Genomic DNA, 19,647 nt, shown 5'->3' with positions numbered 1-19,647 from the left:
TTATCATTCATAGAAAATCTACTTATACTAGGAAACACCGCAGGCATCAGCATAATTTTCATACGATTTGAAAGATGCCTAACTAGATTTTTTACAACCAATAAATTTCCCTTGGAGGGATAGATTTATGAACTTCTCATCGACTCGCAGCTGGGACTCTTCCTACATTTCATTTTTTCTTAAGAGCTTTTTAATCTGGAGTTTTACTCTACTTGTTTGCTTATTAGTCGTCGGTTTTCCGGTTGTCGTATTGATGATGACAATTGGGTCTTTAATGGCAATTGTTCTGCAATCTGTACTGCCTGTTAGCGCCGTTTTGGTAGTCGCTGGAACCATTATTGGTGGCACTGTCATGAGTATTCTATTGGCAGCGGCAATGCTCACCATTAAAGGTGTACATCCCCAAGAAATGAGTTGGTTAAGCTGGCTTCATGGTAAGGAAGTTGTAGCATCTGAGTCTGTGTATGCTTCTTGTCCCCTTACCTGTGATTTAGTTTAGATGGGTCGCAAATGTCTAGCTAAAGTCTTAATGTCGTAAGTTCGTAAAATAATTGATTGAAATAATTTGATAGAAGCCCAGCATCACTGCTGGGTTTTTTATTGTGAAAGAAATAGGTGTTAAAAATATATGGGCGATCGCTAATGTAATTGACTAAGTATAGCTTTTTAGATGAATAGTTTTATTGCATTCAATATTTAAATGTCAAAAGTGGCAATTTAAGGGTGAATTGAGGATAATCAAAACACAATTTTTATTAGCAAAGATTATGATAGAACCAATTACGACGGCCTTAATTGTTGGTTTGGCTGCGCAAAAATTTGCAGAAGGTGCAGCAGGTAAAGCTGCAGAAAAGTTGACCGAACGGCTTTGGGAAACTATATCTAATCGCTTTACCGGTCGTAAAAAAGTAGAAGAGGTATTGATACAAGTCGAGACGAGTCAAGGGAATGATCTAGAGTCCCAATCAAATTTAGTACGGGTATTGGATGCAGAATTATTTGAGGATGAGGAATTTGCCCAAGAGGTAAAGCAGTTGGCTCAGCAAATTGTTCATATTCAGAATCAATATCAAAGTCAGCAGGTTAATGCTAATTACGGACGAGACCAGTTTGTGATCAATCAACCTAGTGGCGATTTAAAGCTAGGAGGTTCTTAGGATGAAATCTTAGGTTTTCTCTATTTTTTTGGAAGAAATAGGAGCTGGCATGGAAAATAAAATAACCAGTCAAAATACGAATTATGGACGTGATCAGTTCATTATTTATGAACCTATGGGTTCTATTTCTATCGCGCTGCCGACACAGCAAGATATTGTTGTATCGGGAGTAGGAGAAAATCCCCCTCTTTATGAGAACTACTGGATTAATCGCCCAGCTCATGAAAAGCAGTTACGTAATTTTCTTGATAAAAAACCTGTAGTAGAGATTGTCGCGGCTGGTGGATTTGGAAAATCATCATTGGCTGCATGGGGGTTTTCTCAACTAAAAAATGAATTTGATCGCCGTGTATGGGTGAATTTTCGGCAACCTCATTCTTTTGATCGCTTTGCGCGATACATTTTGCAGGAACTCGGTCGTCCAGTTAAAGATCCCTTGGCACAAGAGGAATTATTGTTGCGAGAATTATTGTTGCGACTGAATGATGTGAATCGCCCCATACGATTATTGGTGGTGATGGATCAGTTAGATACAGCACGATCTCATAATGACTGGACTTGGTATGAACAGTTTTTACGGTGCTGGGCAAGACAGGGGCAGTTGAGTCGAGTATTGGTGACAACAAGGCTCAATACTGTTATTAAAGTACCGCTAAAACTGACAGGAATGACGGTAGAAGAAGGAGTAGAGCTTTTATCGAGACAAGGAGTGCAAGGTAAACGTTGTGATACTCTCGCTGCTTTGACGGAAGGGCACCCTTTGTTACTCAAGTTAGCAGCTGCATGGGTACTACAGGCGTATGAGGCGAAAGTTGATGAGACGGCTATTGATTTTTTTCGCCGGTTATTTCGGCAATATCAAGGTAACCCAACGGCAAAAGTAGAGGATGTTTTTGAAACGATATTCGAAGCATTGCCGGAGGGGTGGCAAGACTTGTTATTGAGGGTATCGGTATACCGGATACCTTTTAGCTTGATGATGGCTCAGTCGATGCAAAGTTCGTTGTTAGAACTTCAACAAAAGATGGAAGAACAGCATGGGTTCGAGTTTGGTGATCTTGCAACTCAAATCATGAAGCAGTCTCTACAGGGTTTAGTCGAACGTGGCTTATTGTCTGTGGAAGAAGATTGTTTTACTTTGCATCCGCTAGTCGCATCATTAGTTCACGAGAAATTAATAGATTCCTCTCTAGAAATAGAAAGTCATCAACGGGCGATCGCCTATTACGAATCTCAGGCTCAAGGAGATAAGGAAACTGTTGAAAGTTATCAAGAGATATTGGAAGCTTTTCACCATACTTGTGAGCTGGGGAACTATCCACAAGCAGACAAGATTCTTAGACGTTGTCATGTTTCGCTATATAAAAAAGGAAAATCGCGAGTTTTATTGCCACTTTACGAAAGGCTGACTCAGGGGTGGCAACCAGAGAACAATAATGATGCTGGCAACCTAGCTTGGGCATGGAATTCTTTGGGAAGTTTATATCGATCATTGGGAAATTACTCGCAATCACTTGCCGCTTTTCAAAAATCCTTAGAACTTCATCAGATTAATGGTAACCGTAATGGCGAAGGGGGATGTCTGTGCAATTTAGGTCATGCATACTACGTTCTTGGGCAATATCAACAAGCGATCAATTACTACACCTGCGCTCTTCCGATTCAACAAGAGGTTAAAAATCGTCATTTCGAAGCTAACTCTCTCGGTGGTTTAGGTAATGCTTACCAAGCTTTAGAGGAATATCAGCAGGCAGCTGAGCTACAACATCAAGCTTTACAAATTGGTCGAGAAATTAACAGCTCTGAAATTCAAGCGAATGCTTTAGGAAATCTCGGCAATATTTGTGAGAGACGTTCTCAATATGAACAAGCGCTGGAGTTTCATAAGCAAGCTCTAAAAATCAAGCAAGAAAGTTGCAGTGTATATCAGCAGATGGTTTCTCTAGAAAATCTTGCTAATACTTATAACTCTTCATGTCAATATCAACTAGCTATCGACACTTGCCAACAACTCTTATCTAGTGCACAAAAAGTAGATGCTGATAAAAATATTGCACAAGCATTCGATGGATTAGGAGATGTTTATAGAAAAATTGGACAATATAAGAAAGCTATTAGTCTTTTTCAGAAAGCTATAGATATTTACCATAAGCTTCGTAATGAACATAGTAAAAGCCGATCTTTAACACTTATGGCTTATGCATATGATTCATTAGGACAATACCAGAGGGCTATTGAGTTACATCAGCAAGCATTAAATATCAGAAAAATAATCGATAACCGTCGAGGCGAAGCCAGTTCTTTAGACAACTTGGGACTTATTTATAAAGGTTTAGGTAAATATTATAAAGCTATTGATTTTTATGAACAGTCACTTTGTATTTTTCAAGAAGAGGATTATCTTCAAGGCGAAGCTAATGCCCTGAGCAATTTAGGAAATGCGTATCAATCTCTTAGGGAGTATGAGAAGGCAAAAGATCTTTTTCAGCAATGCTTAGATATTCAAGAATCACTTGATAATCAGCAGGGTAAGGCTGCAGTCTTGATTAACTTAGGTTATGTGAATACCTGTCTTCTGGAATATCAGCAGGCTAGAAATTTTTACCAGCAGGCTCTAGACATTAATCAAGCAATAAACAATCGTCATGGTGAGGCTGATGCCCTCGCTAGCTTAGGTGACGTTTATAAATTTCAAGGTCAATGTCAGCAGGCAATTAATTTTCATCAACAAGCTTTAGATGTTAGGCGAAAAATTGGTCAGCCTTGGTCTGAAGCTCTTTCTCTTAGATGTTTGGGTAATGTTTATTTTAAATTTGAACAATATTCGGAAGCGCTTGAATTTTATAAAAAGGCAATAGAGCTTACTCAGCAGATAAAAGCACACCCTGAGGAAGCAAAAAATCTGAGCTGTTTGGGTGGTACATATCATTCAATGAGGAAACATCAAAGGGCGATTGAGTTGTATCAACGAGCATTAAAGATTCGGCAAGAGCTAGGCGATCGCTGGCGAGAGAGTGGTTCGTTATGTGATCTTGGCGACGCTTACACCTCTCTAAAAAGATATGAAGAAGCAATTGATTTTTATCAACAGTGCCATGATATTTCTAGGGAACTTGGCGACCGTAAAGATGAAGGCAATGTTCTACATAAGATAGGGTGGACTCATCATGAGATGGGACAAAATGAGAAAGCCATCGTGTATCTACAAAAAGCTATTACTCTTCAGGCTCAGATTAATGATCGTCAAGGTCAGGCGAACTCACTGGTGAATTTAGGTCTTAGCCATCATGGGCTAAAGCAATACAAACAAGCAATTCACTATCACGAACAAGCTCTAGAGTTATCGAAAACCATCAGTGATCTGAATATTGAAGGTGGCAGCTTATGTAACCTAGGCAATGTTTATCGCACTTTAGGCGAGTATCAAACAGCAATTGACTTTTATCTACGAGCACTTCCTGTACAACGCGAAGCTGGTAATCGAGTATTTGAAGCAAACTCCTATTTTGGTTTAGGAAAAACTTACCTAGCTTTAAAAGAGGCTGAACCAGCTATTGATTTTTTACAGCAAGAAATAGTCATTAGGCATGAAACGAATAATCGTCAAAGTGAAGCCAATGCTATAGGAAATTTAGGAATCGCTTACAAAATAAAAGGTGAATATGAGCGAGCTCTTGAACTTTATCAGCAACAATATGACATTGCTCAAGAAATTGGCGATCGCCAAGGAGAAGCTAATTCTCTGGGGAATTCAGGTAATGTCTACTATTTACAAAAAAAGTACCTACAAGCAATTGACTTACATCACCAATCGTTAGGGATTAAGCGTGAAATTGGCGACCGCAAAGGTGAAGCAAACTCTCTAGCAAGTCTAGGCGATATCTATAACTCTTTAAGAGAATATCAAAAGGCAATTGATTTCTACCAGCAAGCTCTGGAAATTAGGCATGAGAGTAATGATTTTCATTCAGAGATTGAACTTTTGGGATGCCTTAAAATTAACTATAAAAATCTCGGAGAACATCAACAAGAAGTCGATACTTTACTACAACGGTGTATTGTGTGTCGTAAAGTTGGCGATCGCCAAAGAGAAGCCAATTCTCTGGGTAATTTGGGCAATGCTTACCATTCTTTGGGCGAGTATCAAAAAGCTATTGAGTTTCACCAACAGCAATATGAGATTGCGCAGGAAATTGGTGATCGCCAGGGCGAAGCAAATTCCTTGAGTAATTCGGGCAGCGTTTATTACTCCTTGAAAGATTATCCGCAAGCAATTGTATCGCATCAACAGTCCTTAGAAATCAAGCGAGAAATCGGCGATCGCCGAGGCGAATCACTCTCATTAGGAGGTATTGGCAATGTTTACTATGCCTTAAAGCAATATGAGCAGGCTATCGAACCCTATCAGCAATCTTTAGAAATTAAGCGAGAAATTGGCGATCAAAGAGGCGAAGCAAGCTTACTAGAAAACCTAGGGAATGCCCACTATTACCTACGCGAGTATCAGCAAGCAATTGAACTCTATTACCAGTCTTTAGCTATTTGGAAAGAGATTGGCGATCGCCAAGGAGAGAATAATTCTCTGGGTAACTTAGGCAATGCTTATTATTCTTTAGAAGAATATCAAAAAGCAATTGAATTTTATCAACAACAGTGTGGCGTTAACCGTGACATTGGCGATCACCGAGGCGAATCACTCTCATTATTGGGTATTGGTAATGTTCATCATGCCTTAAAGCAATACGAGCAGGCGATTGAACCCTATCAGCAATCTCTAGAAATTAAGCAAAAAATTGGTGATCATCTTGGCGAAGCAAGCTTACTAGGAAATTTGGGTAATACCCACCATAACCTGCACGAATATCGGCAAGCGATTGGATTTTATCAGCAGTCCTTAGAAATCAGACAAGAAATTAGCGATCGCAAAGGTGAAGCTAATTCTATTTGGTCTTTAGCAAATACTTATTTAAGACGCGGTCAGTTAAAACGTGCTATGCGGTATCGCCATCAAGCCTATCGAATTTGGCAAGAGCTTCAGATTCCTCTCGCTGAAATTCCAATTCCAGATATATCGAAGCAATTTCTTTTATCCTCAGACGAGGGAGAATGGGCGGATGTGATGATTCAGACAGAAAAGCGAATGGTGTGGCTTAATCTACCTCTCGGTTATTTTCTATTTGCAATTCGTTTACTTCTTTCTCCCCTCTCTACAATTCAAAGACACTTGAAAATCAGACCTCAATACTTCTGGTTTGGTGTTGGGCTGACTATTGTTTTGATTACGTGGTTGATATGTAGATAAAAAAGTTAGTGATTTCGCTTCCTTCGAATTGCTCAATGAGAGCAAAAATATAAAAAAGATGCATCATTACTAATGCATCCCCAGTTAAGCGAAATTCGATCCAGTAAATTATTCTTTTGCTTGAGGCGTTGGTGAAACAGAAGAGGATGCTTGCACTGACAAATCAAGAAAAGTCTAGAAAGTAGCTCTCTTAAAATTTCTAGATTGACTAATTCATCTTTCAATTCAGCAACGCCATTCTTTTGCTTGAAAAGATTTACTTAAATGCAGTCGTAATCCGCTTCATTGCTTCAAGCACATTTTCGCGACTGTTAAAGGCAGAGATACGGAAATAACCTTCGCCCGCAGCCCCAAAACCGGAACCCGGTGTCCCCACAACATTACAGTTGATGAGCAGCTTGTCGAAGAAGTCCCAGCTCGTTAAACCTTCAGGGGTTTTCACCCAAACGTAAGGGGCATTCACGCCACCAAAAACATCGAAACCAACGGACTCAAGTTCTTTGCGGATAATGGCTGCATTTTCAAGGTAAAAACTAATAAGTTCTTTAATCTGAGCTTGACCTGCCTCAGAGTAAACGGCCTCAGCACCCCGCTGCACAATGTAAGAAACACCGTTGAATTTAGTGGACTGACGACGATTCCACAGCTTCCAAAGTTGCACTTCTTCACCGCTAGAGGTTTTGACGGTTAAGGTCTTGGGGACAACGGTGAATGCACAGCGGGTTCCGGTGAAACCAGCATTTTTAGAGAAGGAACGGAATTCGATGGCACAATCTTTTGCTCCATCTAGTTCGTAAATGGAGTGAGGGAGGCTGTCATCAGTAATAAAGGCTTCGTAGGCGGCATCAAAGAAAATAATGGAGCCGTTGGTCTTGGCGTAATCGACCCATGCTTGGAGCTGTTCTTTTGAGGCTGTTGCGCCAGTGGGGTTATTAGGGAAGCAAAGGTAAATGAGATCTACTTTTTCAGTGGGGATCTGAGCGGTAAATTCGTTGTCGGCGGTGATGGGAATATAGGTGAGACCGCCGTATTTGCCAGACTCGTCTGCTTCGCCTGTGTGGCCAGCCATGACGTTTGTGTCTACGTAAACGGGATAAACAGGGTCAGTGACGGCGATGGTATTGTCTTTGCCAAAAATGTCGAGAATATTGCCGGTGTCACACTTTGCGCCGTCGGATACAAAAATTTCGGAGGCATCAATCTGGCAACCTCTGGCTTGGAAGTCTTGGGCTGCAATTTTTTCGCGGAGCCATGCATAGCCTTGTTCGGGACCGTAGCCTTTAAAGGTGGCGCGATCGCCCATTTCTTTGACGGCTGCAGCCATTGCGTCGAGACAAGCATCGGGAAGTGGTTCGGTGACATCACCAATACCGAGTTTAATGATCGGCGCGTCGGGATTCTCGGTGACAAATGCATTGACACGGCGGGCGATCTCTGGGAATAGATAACCAGCCTTTAATTTGAGGTAACTTTCGTTGATTTTGACCATGGAACAATATGTCTAAAAATATGCCGTAAAACAGATTAACCTATCATCCCACGGTCATGGGGTTGGGATGTTATCGACTCAAAGCTTTGGTGGTTTCTGTACCGACTATGCCGTCCATCTTTAAACCTCTTTTTTCTTGGAAAGACATGACTGCAAGTTTTGTTTCTCGCCCGAAAACGCCATCGACTTGTATGGGTTTATCTAGTAAACGGAAATCGTTGAGCCTAGCTTGCAATGTTCTGACCGACTGACCTCGCATTAGGTCACCTTCGATATATTGCAGGGTGGTTGACGGAGCCATGAGGGGAGATGCTGGTGCTGGTACTGCAACAAAGGCTTTTGAGACCCAATGCCCATTAGCTAACTGATACCAGCCATTTTCTTCACGGACAATGTCCCTTAGGGTTGTCCCCTTGGGTAGGCATTTTACAAGGTCGCCATGGGGCGCAACGCGCATATTGAGGCAACTGGAGGGGGTATTGACTTTGGCGTTGGTAATGGGCTGAGGTAAAATTTTCGCGGTGGCGATCGCCCCACTACTTAGGACAATTTGGCTACTGAGAAATAAAATCCCAAGGTAGCTGAGCCAACGGGCATTCGTTGGTAATTTGAACTCGGAAAAATCAAGGTTTCTTGGCTGAATATTATGGGCTGTTTCGTAGGCGGTGTAGGCAGTGGCGATCGCTAAGGTTTCCATGGTGAATGCCTCCCTATGTGTGAGTTTTATGAATTTTCAGGGTGCAACAAAACTCATGCGTAAAATTGGAAAAGTTGCAAAAAGAATTGTCATTTTAGTCTTTAAATTCCATCATATTCAGGACTTTCTCAAAAAACGTCACTTGTTTCAATTCTGATAACAAAATCTATCTTGAGAGGGAGGTTCGTGACACTGGAGCGTAACGATTTAATTCTTGATGATTGAGGGTTCAGTAAAATAATGGGGAGATATTTAATGGCACAGGTAATGAGCGCACAACTCCTTGAAAATCGCTACCGCATTCTAAAAGCGTTGGGACAGGGCGGTTTTGGGGAAACGTTTCTGGCGGAAGATTTGCATATGCCTTCCAGCCGCCGTTGTGTGATTAAGCAGCTCAAGCCTGTTACCAATGACCCGGCTATTTATCAGATTGTGAAGGATCGTTTTCAGCGGGAAGCGGTCATCCTTGAACGGTTGGGGGAAAGAAATCGACAAATTCCCACATTGTTCGCCTATTTTACGGCCAGTGGCCAATTTTATTTGGTTCAGGAATGGATTGAGGGGGAAACGCTGGCTGAGGCGATCGCCTCATCAGGTGTTTGGTCAAGTGCAGCCGTAGCCCAACTGTTGCTTGGTATTTTGCCGGTTCTCGATTTTATCCATGACCAAGGTATCGTCCACCGTGATATTAAGCCCGACAATATTATTTTGCGCCAAGGCGATCGCCAACCCGTCCTCATTGATTTTGGCGCGGTCAAAGAAACCATGGGCACAGTGATGAATACCGCCGGGCAAACCACCAGTTCTATTGTGATCGGCACACCGGGTTTTATGTCCTCCGAACAGGCGATCGGACGACCCGTTTTTAGTAGCGATCTCTACAGCCTTGCCCTCACTGGAATTTATCTCCTGACCGGTAAATTTCCCCACGAATTTCCAGCCGACCCCGCCACTGGGAAATTGCTCTGGCAAGACGATATCCCGAATCTGGATCCCCACCTTGCCACCGTTTTAAACCAAGCTATTTGCACCCATCCGCGCGATCGTTTCACCAATGCCAATGCCATGGTGCACGCATTACAAAACCCTGACAACAAAGCCATTCCGGTTGCGGTTCCCCCCACTGCCGTCCCGCCCATATCTCATCAACCCCAGCCGATCTCTACCAGTACGCCGCCCACTGCTGTGCCGGGAGGAGCTTCAGCGACAAATTTGGCGACTTTGACAGAAAATGTCAGTGCCTACCCCCAAGCAACAAAAAAGAGCATGCCTAGCTGGCAAAAAGCGCTCTTGTCTGGCAGTGTTGTCGCAGCATTTTTGGTGGGGGGAGTGATGCTCAGCAATCAGTTTAAGGGTGAGCAAAATCCCGAACCAACCCAACCTAATCCAGTACCGACAACAGTTACACCAAAACCCATTCCCGAGCCAGAACCTGTGGTTGTGGATGAAACATCAGGCTATGGTCGCTACACCGATTTGATTCAAGTGATTAATTGCGAAACTGCCCTAGAGGAGTATGGTCGCTATAACGATTGGGGCTATTGGGAAGGGGGAAGTACTGTGTGTGAGGCCAATGCCCAACCGGGATATTGGGTTTATGTTTACCCAGACTGGTATGTGTGGGCAACGGAAACCGACAGTACTGATCCATCGGTAAATCGTCCTTCTCCGACAGCATTTATGGAGAGCTACTACAGCATTATTAATAGTCGTAATATTGCCCAGGCATGGCGAATGTTAACGCCCACATTTCAGGGCTATAGCGAGTCTTATGCTGAGTTTTACGAGTGGTGGAATAGTGTAGATGAGGTGAAGGTTTTGGATGTTTCCCTCGTGAGTCAAGCTGGCAATAGCGCTGTTGTTGAGGTTCGGATTGACTATGTTATTGATGGTGAGATTTATGGTGAAGAGCCGCTGAGATATGATTTGATGTGGAATGAACAGCTGGTAAGTTGGCAGATTAATGACCGCGCTTAGGGATAATGGGTTTTTCTATATCTGCGACGAAAATCAACATAATCTGGGCATTCTAGCTATGGCGATCGCCGACTTGTTGAAATCCTTGGGAAGTTGGGCGAAGTTTTCAGAATAGGGGATTCGACCCCCCTAAAGGTTCTGTAAAATTAAACTAGCGGCTTGTATAAGGCTCTGATAACCCCAGAAATGACTAGGCAATGACCACACAACTTCTCGAAAATCGCTACCGTATTATTCAAGAGCTGGGACAAGGAGGTTTTGGTGAGACATTTCTCGCCGAGGATCTACACATGCCTTCTAGCCGTCGCTGTGTCATTAAGCAGCTCAAACCTGTCACGAACGATCCAGCGGTGTATCAAATCGTCAAGGAACGATTCCAGCGTGAAGCCGTGATTTTAGAGCAGTTGGGGGAAGGGAATCGTCAAATTCCCAGTTTGTTTGCATATTTCACCGAAGCCGGACAATTTTTTCTAGTTCAGGAATGGATCGAGGGACAAACTTTATCCCAACAGGTGGAGCAAGGGGGCTGTTGGTCTAGCGCTGGTGTCACGCAACTTTTGATCGGTCTGTTGCCTGTGTTGGATTTTATCCACGACCGGGGTATTGTCCACCGTGATATCAAACCGGACAATATTATTTTGCGACAAAGTGATCATTCGCCGGTGCTGATTGATTTTGGGGCGGTGAAGGAAACCATGGGTACTCAAATGAATACGGCGGGACAAACAACTAGCTCTATTGTGATCGGGACACCGGGATTTATGCCGTCGGAGCAGGCCATCGGCCGTCCTGTGTTTAGTAGTGATCTGTATAGTTTGGGGTTGACGGCGATTTATTTGTTGACGGGGAAATTGCCCCAAGATTTTTCGTCGGATCCGGCCACTGGCAAAATTCTTTGGCGATCGCCGCAATGGAATGTGGACAATCATCTCGCCAATGTTCTTGACCAAGCCATTTGTACCCATCCGCGCGATCGCTTCCGTTCAGCAGGGGTAATGTTACGGGCTTTACAGGCCGCAAATCAAATGACAATGCCTGTGGCAAATCCCGCCGTTGTGCCCATCCCAGAGACATTAGTGCCGCCGCCGACGATGCCAGTGAGTCAACCGACAGTGGTCTCAAATCCTCCTGCACCCATGGCCAGTGGGACACCGCCAACTGTGGCAACGACCCAAGGCGCTGCTGTATCCCAAGCCCCATCGCCCCCACCGAAACAAGGGATGGCAGATTGGCAAAAGGCGATTTTGACGGGCGGAGTAGTTGGCATTTTTTTCCTAGGGGGCATCATTGGCTATGACCAACTTACCGGCGATCGCGATCCGGTTACACCAGAGTCACCGACTGCTAATGAAACGATTGATCCCCCTGAAGATAACAACAGTGACAGTGACTTTAGCGCGGGTGACAATTTACCGCCAGAGGCTGAGACCGTCGATGTGGAAGAAACACCCGATCCGCCGGTTGTGGCGCAACCTGATCCAGTCAAGCCAGAGATTCCCGTTGTGCCAATTAATAAATTTGATGCAGAGGTAATTGTTGCGGAATGGCTGATGTGTAAAAGCGAACTCTTTAGTTTTCCCTATGATGCCTCTTGTGGCAAGGAACTATTGACTGGCGCTGCCTACGCGAATAATATCCGTCGCACGGATGGTAAACAAAGCTCCATACAATGGCTGAAGGCGAATGATGCCTATTATATTTTTGAGGATCAGCAAATTGAAGACATTAATGATTTTCGGATGGGCGATCGCAATGCAACCATCGAAGTCATCGTGACAGAATCCCGCACCCTCTACGACGCGAAGGGCAATATTGATCAAAATGCCAGCGGCTACGACCAGCGACTGGTACAGTACAACCTCGAATTTACCGATGATGGCGCTTGGAAAATCGCGACCTATGACACCCTTGAAGTTTTGTGGGAATAGGGTAATGGCTGAATTGACCTGCCTTTGTCATGCCTATTTCTAATGTGTTTTGACCTGTTGATTGGCAGTGTGGATTGAGATCCCGCTTCATTATTGTTTGTTTGAGTCTTTGCTTTGAACCAATCGCCGCCTCCCACTCCACCGACCCAAGATGATTCTGAGCGTTCGCGCCGTCGGCATCCACCTGCGCTGCTCAGTCCGTGGCAGTTTGTGTTGATCAGCACAACCATGGCGATCGCCATTTTGGCGGGAGGTTTATGGCTATTGCAAAGGTGGTTTCAGGAGCCAACGGTAGAGTCTATTGCGCCAGAGACAAACCCCACGGAAATAACAGTTAAAACCAGTGAAGACGAATTTACCCTATCTGACACTGCAACCCCTCTAACCACAGAGCTTTTGCCGGATATTTTCCCTGGGGAAAGTACAAGCAAAAAGCCTGTGGAAGTGAAAAAAATTTGGCGCTATCGCTATAATGTCGCCCTGCTACCAGACTGGACTTATAGCGCCGAACTGCAAGTACTTATCGATGGCATTAAAGATTTAGCTCAAGCCGCAGAGCTGCCAGTGGATGAAATGTCGGTGGTACTAATTGACCTAAATAAAGGGGCGATCGCCCACCACCAGCCCCACGTCCCCCATTACCCTGCTAGCGTTGCCAAACTTTTTTGGATGGTTGCCTTGTACGGGCAATTTCAGCAAGAGCTTTTGCTTGAGTCCGACTTCCAAAAAGAGTTAGCCCTGATGGTACGCCGTTCCGACAACAACGCCACGAGCCAAATTATTGATGCCATTACCCGCACCAGCTTTCAAGCGACAGGTAGCCGAGAAGAGTACGAAGCTTGGTATCTCCAGCGATTACAACTCAATCAGTTTTTTACCCAAGCTGGTTACCAAAATCTAAACATCACCCAAAAAACCTACCCCATACCCGATATTGCAATAGAAGAGCCAACTGGTTTTGATCTGCAAATGCGTCAAAATCCCTTTGCGCCCGATACACCTATTCGCAACCAAATTACGGCTTGGCAGGCCGCCCGGCTCATGTCCGAAATTGTCACAGGGCAGGCGATCGCCCCCGAAGCAAGCCAGCAAATGTTGCAATGGCTAGAACGGGACTTGAGTCAAAACTGGCAACAACCCCGGAACTATTTCAACCCAATCCAAGACTTTTTCGGGGCAGGGCTACCCGCCGATGCCCAGATCTATTCCAAAGCTGGTTGGACAACCCAAGGTCGCCACGAAGTCGCTTACATCGCCTCTGCCGATGGCCAACAACAATACATTTTGTGTATTTTTGCCGAGCAGAAAGAATATGCTGAAAATCCAACTTTTTTCCCTGAAGTAGCGAACTATACCTATCGGAATATTCCCTAAACATCATCACCCTCCCAAATCTCAGGCTAAATAAAAGCTGATGGGATTTTTTTAGAAAAACTTGGTGAAATCTCGTACTTTTCTCAGAAAAAAATCAGAATCTAAGCCCATGGAATCTCCAATATTCCTCCAAAAGATACTTGAGTTGTCTTTGCTAGAAAGGTATACTACAAATAATTACAAAATAAACCTGTAAATCAATTTAATGACATTGAAATCCAGTCTAGATAAGGATTTTGACTTGAATTTAACTTTTCAAATCGTCTTTTTCTTTATAGATTAGCGCTAAATTTATTTCTTCTTTATATTTTCTTAATTTCTTTTGGCTTGATCAATGCGAGTTCGGATATTCCACCCTGTACCGTACTTCACGAATAGAAGTGGTAAGGGGCATGATTAAAAAAAGAAAAGAAAGTCTCATCGTAAATTCATTGCGGAACTGAACCTTTTTTCTTTCGGCACTGTCTATATGGTAGGAGAAATCATTATTCCACTAGTTTTGTTTAGCTTTGCGGAATTGTTGCTTCAGAGGTTGAAGCCATTTCCTATGAGTTGGCAAAATTTGCTCACTCACCCACTGTGGTGAGACCCGATTTGTTCTCAAAACCAAGGAAGGAGTTGTAACAGTAGATGCCTACAGCGAATATCAAACAAACCCCTAAATCCAGTAAGAGTTCCGTTGATATGGTTCGTACCTATCTACGGGAGATTGGGCGTGTACCTTTGCTAACTCATGAGGAAGAAATTGTTTATGGTAAGCAGGTTCAGGAGCTCATGAGGCTCTTGGCTAAGCGTGAACAATTGGAACAGACTTTAGAGCGTGAGCCAACTTGGACTGAGTGGGCGGCGGTGACGGAGCTCTCGGAGAAGCAACTTCGTCGTGCTGTGAATATTGGTGAGCGTGCTAAGCGCAAGATGATTGAGGCAAATCTTCGTCTTGTGGTGGCGATCGCCAAGAAATACCAAAAGCGCAACTTAGAATTTCTGGATTTGATCCAAGAGGGTAGTCTCGGCTTGGAGCGTGGTGTTGAAAAGTTTGATCCGACGAAGGGCTACAAATTTTCTACCTATGCATATTGGTGGATTCGTCAGGCGATTACGCGGGCGATCGCCCAACAGGGGCGTACGATTCGTTTGCCGATCCATATTACTGAGAAGCTCAATAAGATCAAAAAGACGCAACGGCAGTTGTCTCAGGATTTGGGACGTGCAGCGACGATCGCTGAGATTGCGAAGGAGTTGGATCTAGAGCCGGAAAAAATACGTGAGTTTTTTAGTGTTTCCCGCCATCCTGTTTCCCTTGATGTCCGCGTTGGTGATAACAAAGATACTGAGTTAATGGATTTGTTGGAAGATGAAGGTGAATCTCCCGACACTAGTGTCACCTATGAATTGTTAAAGCAAGATATCAAGGACATGATTGCTGATTTGACACCGCAACAGCAGGAGGTGATTATCCTTCGCTTCGGACTCAATGATGGTAAGGAATTATCCCTCGCTAAAATTGGTAAGCGTATGAATCTGAGCCGTGAGCGGGTACGTCAGCTAGAGCGTCAGGCCTTGACCCATCTACGTCATCGCCGGGCTCGTATTCGTGAGTATCTTGCGGCAAGCTAGACACTGGTTTTCCGAAAAGGTTTGATTGGACTTAGGCAGATAGGGTGGGCGATCGCCCACCTTTTTTTTATGCTGTAAGGAAAACTGTAAGAGAGTGAAAATAGATTAGCGGCGGTGGTTTTTAGCAGTGGTGAGAACTCTTTTTGTGACCGGAGGCTGTGGTTTTATTGGGTCAAATTTTATTCTCCAAGTCCGCCACCAGAACTGGGGCAGGGTGATTAATTTTGATAAGCTCACCTACGCCAGTAATCCTAAAAATTTGGCTTCTCTCCAAGGTGACTCTAATTATCGATTCGTGAAGGGAGATATCGGCGATCGCCTGCTATTAGAGCAATTATTTGAAACTTATCAGCCAGATGCTGTGATTCATTTTGCCGCTGAAAGTCATGTTGATCGCTCCATTGATAGCCCAGAGATTTTTATTCAAACTAATGTGCTGGGAACATTTCAGCTCCTCGAAGCCAGCCTAAATTATTGGCAAAAAAGCAAATTAACAAAGCAGCAAAATTTTCGGTTTCTCCACGTGTCTACCGATGAGGTTTATGGGTCTCTCGCTCCTGACGCAGAACCTTTTACCGAGCGATCGCCTTACAAACCCAATAGTCCTTACTCCGCTTCAAAAGCAGGGGCTGATCATTTGGTGCGCTCCTACCATTCAACCTATGGTTTACCGACTCTCTGTACAAATTGCTCTAATAATTATGGGCCTTATCAATTTCCCGAAAAACTGATTCCCTTGATGATTTTGAACGGGATCGCCGGCAAGCCTTTACCCGTTTATGGAGATGGCTTAAATATTCGCGATTGGCTCTATGTCGAAGACCATTGCGAAGCGCTAAATCGAGTTTTACAGCAGGGAAGAGTTGGTGAAACCTACAATATTGGCGGCATGAATGAGCTGGCTAATTTAGATGTCGTTAAAATGATTTGTGCTCTGCTCAGTGCCCATCCGCTGGCTCCTAAACGGGATTATTTAGGGTTGATTACCTTTGTCGGCGATCGCCTCGGTCATGATCGTCGTTATGCGATTGACTGCTCGAAAATTTCGGAGGAATTGGGTTGGCGACCTCGGGAAAAATTTGCCAGTGGCCTAAAGAAAACGGTGGATTGGTATCTTCGTTCGTTGTAGCAACATTCAGTTCACCATGATTCTGCAAATACTCAGGCGATCGCCGGCTGGTTTTTCGCATTAAGTTTCAGCATCACAACGGAAACTATTCTTAAGCAACTCAATATCGCAGAACCAAGGATCGCAGACCGTCCTATCTCAATTTGTGTGATTACTAGGTTATTACTGGGCTATGGCTTTCTACGCATTGCAGTGAGTTTATTTAAAGCAACACAACATCGATAAACTAGAGTCTCTATTTAAATTTTTGTAATAGGGATTCAATCATATTTAATTCCATATTTATGGAGTTACATTGCTATGGGCAAAACGTATTTAGTGGTTGGTGCGAGTAGGGGGATTGGTGCTGAAGTTGCTAAACATTTTGTGGCGACGGGACATCGAGTCATTGGTGTTTCTCGAACTCCGGCGATCGCCGGGGAATGGCTCAAAGCAGATGTCTCAACACCTGAAGGTATCGAAAAAATCATCCAGTCGGTCACTTCCGAAACCATTGATGCGTTGCTCTATATGGGCGGCACATGGGAAGCTGGCGCATTTACCGACGCTTTCGAGATTACCCGTAGTCCCTACGCTGAAACCCGCCGTGTGATTGATGTGAATACGATTGCTCCCATCGAAATTACAAAAGGTTTAATGGAGACATTGCAACGTTCAAGTAATCCCAAAGCTATTTTTATTGGTGCACTTTCAGGTTTCGACAATGGTGCGACGAAAGAAGTTGCCAATACGGCCTCAAAGTTTGGTTTACGGGGAGCGGTTCAGTCCCTTCGAGTGGCTTATCGAGGTTATGGTGTGGGGTTTTCTGTGATTAATCCCGGCAATGTCGCGACGGCTGAGGTACTAGATGATATTCAGTCAGGTCGTTTTGCTGCTCAAACGCCGATTCCGATGGCTGATCTGATTCAGACAATTGAATGGATTTTGCAGTTATCTCGTGACGTGGATGTGAGTGAGGTTAATCTGCGGCAGCGTTGACTCACAAGTCAAAATAAGAACTATTTCTGACATCGTGAAGTTATGTAGGCGATCGCCGTTCAGTCTGAAAAAAAATCGATAGCATGAAGTCTATTTACGGCAGTTGTGTCGTATCTAAATTATTCCCCAAACACCTGATCGTACGGAAGTTTTAATCCTCAAAGAAACTCGGGGCGATCTGGTTACTGTTTACACCCCCTTGCCCATGAACCCCAAAACTATCGAACTCGTTAAAGCTACAGCTCCCGTCGTTAAAGAGCACGGTCAAGCTATCACTGCCAGAATGTACGACATTGCCTTTAATGAGCGTCCTGAATACCGCCGCTTTTTTGAAAATACCCACATGAAAAGCGAGGCGGAAGGGAAAAAGCAAGCATCCAAACTTGCGGCTTCTGTTTATGCCTACGCCAGCCATATCGATGAGCTAGAAAAGCTTGGTGATGCGGTCGAGCATATTGCCAAAGCCCATGTAAATACCCGCGTCATTGCAGAGCAATATCCCGTTATCGGCGAATGTTTACTCGCTGCGATGCAGGATGTTTTAGGTGATGCGGCAACGCCAGAAATTATGGCAGCTTGGACCGAAGCCTATAACAGCTTGGCTGATATTTTTATTAATCGTGAAAAGGAGATCTACCACGAGCAGGAGGCTGAAATTAAGGCAAACTTGTCTAGCTAAGCTCTGCAGCTATTGTTTTAGTCCGTAAAAAATAGGCGATCGCCCTTATCGCAGCAATCAGGTATTTTGTTTCAAACTGTACTGTTTCTGCTGGTGTGCGTGTTAACTTAAGTAAAGAATCTCTTCGGTATTGTCCTAATGGTCATCACAGGGCTGTCGGAGAGAAATTTTTTTCTTAAATCATTATTTTCGCGGGAGTGGCAATATGAATTTGGCAAATGCGACTTGGCAAAAAACAGCCCTAAGTTGGGAGTACCACAAGGCAGCAAACCCCACCCTCGCTGCTGTACCGATCCGAGCCTTTCCTGCTAGTCTCCACGAATCCGGTGAGACCCGCATTATCCCCCTCGACCTTGCCCCTGAACTCGGCACGAAATATCCTGCTACGACCCCAAATCTCCTTGCCAATTTTATTCGAATTAAGCCCGGCGAAAATATCGCGGCGATCGCCGCGGCGAGCTCCGAAGTCTTTTATGTGATGCGTGGTTCGGGTCGCACGGAAACCGAATATGGCACGCTCGAATGGCGTAAGGGTGATTCTTTCACGCTGCCAATGAATACAGGCGTGACCCACTATGCGGACGAAGATGCCGCATTGTACTGGGTTCATGACGCGCCGATGCTTGCTTATTTAGGAGTACAGCCCACCGCACCTCGTTTTGAACCGGCATTCTATTCTGGTGAATATCTCACCAGCGAAATCGAGCGTATCCGCGAAGAAGGCATTCGTCGTAACCTAAACCGTAATGGCATTATCCTTGGTAACCCGGAGAGTGAGTCTACCCGCACCGCCACCCACACCATGTGGTCACTGTACAATCTTGTGCCGCCCCACTCTTCCCAAAAGCCCCACCGCCATAATTCCATTGCTTTAGATTTGGCGGTTTCTGCGAAGGAAAATACCTACACCCTCATTGGTAAATCCATTGATGGCGAGGGCAATATTATTAATCCCATCAAGATGAAGTGGGAACCAAATAGCGTCTTTGTCACGCCTCCGAGTTTGTGGCATTCTCACCACAACGACTCCGATGAAGATGCCTATGTTTTCCCAGTGCAGGATGCGGGCATGCAAATCTATATGCGTACCCTTGATATTCAGTTTGCGAAGTAATCTTGCCTAAAAAAATGCAATTAATTTTGACAGCCTTTGGTCTATGAACTGGAGGCTATTTTTTTTGGATTGTGGGGCGATCGCCGACCAAATTATTGCCGGCCAAATTACTGTAGGGGCGTTATCGAGATGCGCCCTCAGTTAACTGTCGCAACTGACAAACAACTCGTGTGTTGGAAAGGTTAACTCTGGGTCAATCCCGATTG

At 44.3% G+C, this 19,647-nt stretch carries 13 protein-coding genes; 11 read left to right on the top strand and 2 right to left on the bottom strand.

What is annotated here, in order from left to right; translation table 11 throughout:
• Nucleotides 1–127 precede the first annotated feature (127 nt).
• The 3 genes from NIES208_RS08185 to NIES208_RS08175 all read left to right on the top strand — a co-directional run bounded on the left by NIES208_RS08185 (nucleotide 128) and on the right by NIES208_RS08175 (nucleotide 6,459).
• Complete coding sequence (locus NIES208_RS08185) at nucleotides 128–499, top strand: hypothetical protein (RefSeq protein ID WP_075891597.1); 372 nt, start codon at nucleotides 128–130, stop codon at nucleotides 497–499.
• Between the two features lie 268 nt (nucleotides 500–767).
• Complete coding sequence (locus tag NIES208_RS08180) at nucleotides 768–1,157, top strand: hypothetical protein (RefSeq protein ID WP_075891595.1); 390 nt, start codon at nucleotides 768–770, stop codon at nucleotides 1,155–1,157.
• Nucleotides 1,158–1,185: 28 nt separating this feature from the next.
• Entirely contained in the window at nucleotides 1,186–6,459 is a 5,274-nt protein-coding gene (locus NIES208_RS08175) for a tetratricopeptide repeat protein (protein ID WP_216349382.1), read from the top strand.
• Nucleotides 6,460–6,715: 256 nt separating this feature from the next.
• Here NIES208_RS08175 and NIES208_RS08170 read toward each other — a convergent pair whose 3' ends face one another.
• Both NIES208_RS08170 and NIES208_RS18565 read right to left on the bottom strand, forming a co-directional pair.
• A complete protein-coding gene (locus NIES208_RS08170; protein WP_075891591.1) occupies nucleotides 6,716–7,948 on the bottom strand; it encodes an LL-diaminopimelate aminotransferase in 1,233 nt (410 codons plus the stop codon).
• A gap of 70 nt (nucleotides 7,949–8,018) precedes the next feature.
• The gene (locus NIES208_RS18565) at nucleotides 8,019–8,645 is read right to left on the bottom strand and encodes a peptidoglycan-binding domain-containing protein (RefSeq protein ID WP_139325016.1); all 627 of its coding nucleotides are present in this window, start codon (nucleotides 8,643–8,645) and stop codon (nucleotides 8,019–8,021) included.
• Between the two features lie 240 nt (nucleotides 8,646–8,885).
• On the opposite strand from NIES208_RS18565, the gene NIES208_RS08160 reads away from it, so the two are divergent.
• The 8 genes from NIES208_RS08160 (at nucleotide 8,886) to NIES208_RS08125 (ending at nucleotide 19,441) form a co-directional block, all read left to right on the top strand.
• Entirely contained in the window at nucleotides 8,886–10,622 is a 1,737-nt protein-coding gene (locus NIES208_RS08160) for a serine/threonine-protein kinase (protein ID WP_225875274.1), read from the top strand.
• Between the two features lie 197 nt (nucleotides 10,623–10,819).
• Nucleotides 10,820–12,550 (top strand): protein kinase domain-containing protein, encoded by a 1,731-nt coding sequence (locus NIES208_RS08155; RefSeq protein ID WP_075891587.1) that lies wholly within the window; start codon nucleotides 10,820–10,822, stop codon nucleotides 12,548–12,550.
• A gap of 114 nt (nucleotides 12,551–12,664) precedes the next feature.
• The gene (locus tag NIES208_RS08150; RefSeq protein WP_075891585.1) at nucleotides 12,665–13,924 is read left to right on the top strand and encodes a serine hydrolase; all 1,260 of its coding nucleotides are present in this window, start codon (nucleotides 12,665–12,667) and stop codon (nucleotides 13,922–13,924) included.
• A gap of 630 nt (nucleotides 13,925–14,554) precedes the next feature.
• The gene (locus NIES208_RS08145; RefSeq protein ID WP_075891583.1) at nucleotides 14,555–15,541 is read left to right on the top strand and encodes an RNA polymerase sigma factor, RpoD/SigA family; all 987 of its coding nucleotides are present in this window, start codon (nucleotides 14,555–14,557) and stop codon (nucleotides 15,539–15,541) included.
• Nucleotides 15,542–15,671: 130 nt separating this feature from the next.
• Nucleotides 15,672–16,670 (top strand): dTDP-glucose 4,6-dehydratase, encoded by a 999-nt coding sequence (gene rfbB / locus NIES208_RS08140; RefSeq protein ID WP_075891668.1) that lies wholly within the window; start codon nucleotides 15,672–15,674, stop codon nucleotides 16,668–16,670.
• A gap of 300 nt (nucleotides 16,671–16,970) precedes the next feature.
• Nucleotides 16,971–17,648: an SDR family oxidoreductase gene (locus tag NIES208_RS08135; RefSeq protein WP_075891581.1), complete on the top strand. Its 678-nt coding sequence runs from the start codon at nucleotides 16,971–16,973 to the stop codon at nucleotides 17,646–17,648.
• A gap of 205 nt (nucleotides 17,649–17,853) precedes the next feature.
• Nucleotides 17,854–18,327: a globin domain-containing protein gene (locus tag NIES208_RS08130; RefSeq protein WP_075891579.1), complete on the top strand. Its 474-nt coding sequence runs from the start codon at nucleotides 17,854–17,856 to the stop codon at nucleotides 18,325–18,327.
• 205 nt (nucleotides 18,328–18,532) lie between these two features.
• The gene (locus tag NIES208_RS08125) at nucleotides 18,533–19,441 is read left to right on the top strand and encodes a cupin domain-containing protein (RefSeq protein WP_075891578.1); all 909 of its coding nucleotides are present in this window, start codon (nucleotides 18,533–18,535) and stop codon (nucleotides 19,439–19,441) included.
• Nucleotides 19,442–19,647: the final 206 nt, after the last annotated feature.

Source organism: [Limnothrix rosea] IAM M-220 (assembly GCF_001904615.1).
Classification (GTDB): domain Bacteria; phylum Cyanobacteriota; class Cyanobacteriia; order Cyanobacteriales; family MRBY01; genus MRBY01.
Note: the sequence above shows the minus strand (reverse complement) of the source record. Positions and strands in the feature narration are given on the sequence as shown.